The 1,857-nt window shown below is 67.5% G+C and carries 2 protein-coding genes; both read left to right on the top strand.

Features of this window, described 5'->3' with window-relative positions:
• The first annotated feature begins 2 nt into the window (after nt 1-2).
• Entirely contained in the window at nt 3-911 is a 909-nt protein-coding gene (gene cysD, locus ACT541_RS20675; RefSeq protein WP_476139315.1) for a sulfate adenylyltransferase subunit CysD, read from the top strand.
• Nucleotides 911-1,857: sulfate adenylyltransferase subunit 1 (locus ACT541_RS20680; protein WP_476139317.1), on the top strand; the 947-nt coding region annotated here is incomplete at its 3' end. The genes cysD and ACT541_RS20680, both read left to right, overlap by 1 nt.

Genomic DNA, 1,857 nt, shown 5'->3' on the forward strand with positions numbered 1-1,857 from the left:
CCATGTCGGTCGCACGTCACACGCATCTGAAGGCCCTGGAGGCGGAGTCGATCCGGATCATCCGGGAGGTCGCGGCGGAGTTCCGCAATCCGGTGATGCTCTATTCGATCGGCAAGGATTCGGCGGTGATGCTGCATCTGGCGATGAAGGCGTTCCACCCCTCGAAGCCCCCGTTCCCGCTGCTCCACGTCGACACGACCTGGAAGTTCCGCGAGATGATCGCCTTTCGTGACGAGACCGCGAAGCGGCTCGGGCTCGATCTGCTGGTGCACGTCAACGAGGACGGCGTGAAGGCCGGGATCACCCCGTTCACCCACGGCTCGTCGACCTACACCCACGTGATGAAGACCGAAGGGTTGAAGCAGGCGCTGACCAAGTGGGGCTTCGACGCCGCCTTCGGCGGGGCGCGCCGCGACGAGGAGAAGAGCCGCGCCAAGGAACGCATCTTTTCCTTCCGCACCGCGACCCACGCCTGGGATCCGAAGAACCAGCGGCCGGAACTGTGGAGCCTGTGGAACGCGCGGGTGAACCCGGGCGAGAGCATCCGCGCCTTCCCGCTGTCGAACTGGACCGAACTCGACATCTGGCAATACATCTCCGCCGAGAAGATCCCGATCGTGCCGCTCTATTTCGCCGCCCGACGCCCGGTGGTGGAACGCGCCGGCGGCCTGATCATGGCCGACGACGACCGCATGGTTCTTTCCCCCGGCGAGAAGATCGAGGAGCGGCTGGTGCGCTTCCGCACGCTCGGCTGTTACCCGCTGACCGGCGCCATCGAGAGCGAGGCGACGACGCTGCCGGAGATCGTCCGCGAGATGCTGGTCGCCCGCACCTCGGAGCGGCAGGGGCGCCTGATCGACCACGACGAACAGGGGTCGATGGAGAAGAAGAAGCGCGAGGGGTACTTCTGATGAACGCCGTTCCCAAGGCCCTCGAAGGTGCCGCCTTCGCCGACTATCTCGCGGCGCAGGAGACCAAGTCGCTGTTGCGCTTCCTCACCTGCGGTTCGGTCGACGACGGCAAGTCGACGCTGATCGGCCGGCTGCTGTTCGATTCGAAGCTGGTCTTCGAGGACCAGCTCGCGGCGGTGACGCGCGACAGCCGCAAGTTCGGCACGGTCGGCGAGGAGGTCGACCTCGCGCTGCTGCTCGACGGGCTCGAGGCGGAGCGCGAACAGGGCATCACCATCGACGTCGCCTATCGCTTCTTCACCACCGACCGCCGCAAGTTCATCGTCGCCGACACGCCCGGCCACGAGCAGTACACCCGCAACATGGCGACCGGGGCCTCGACCTCGGACCTCGCGGTGATCCTGGTCGACGCCCGCGCCGGCCTCGTCACCCAGACGCGGCGCCACGCCTTCCTGGTCTCGGCGCTGGGCATCCGTCACGTCGTGCTGGCGGTCAACAAGATCGACCTCGTCGACTTCTCGGAAGAGCGTTTCACCGAGATCGCCGACGCCTTCGCCGCCTTCGCCAAGGACTTCGGCTTTGCGACCATCGCGGCGATCCCGCTGTCGGCGCGCTTCGGCGACAACGTCTCCGGCCGTTCGGCCCGTCTGCCGTGGTACGCCGGGCCGACGCTGCTCGAGCATCTCGAGACCGTCGACGTGACGACCTCGACCGCCGAGAAGCCGTTCCGCATGGGCGTGCAGTGGGTCAACCGGCCGAACCTCGACTTCCGCGGCTTCTCCGGCACCATCGCCTCCGGCCGGGTGCGCCCCGGCGACGAGGTGGTGGTGGCGAAGTCGGGGAAGACCGCGAAGGTGGCGCGGATCGTCACCTACGACGGCGACCTCGACGCGGCGGAGGCGGGCGAGGCCGTCACGCTGACGCTCGACGCCGAGATCGACGTCTC

The organism is Pinisolibacter sp. DMC100 (genome assembly GCF_056313705.1).

What these genes read in the sequence shown, in the direction of transcription:
- cysD (WP_476139315.1), top strand. Translation starts at nt 3, where the DNA reads ATGTCGGTCGCACGTCACACGCATCTGAAGGCCCTGGAGGCGGAGTCG.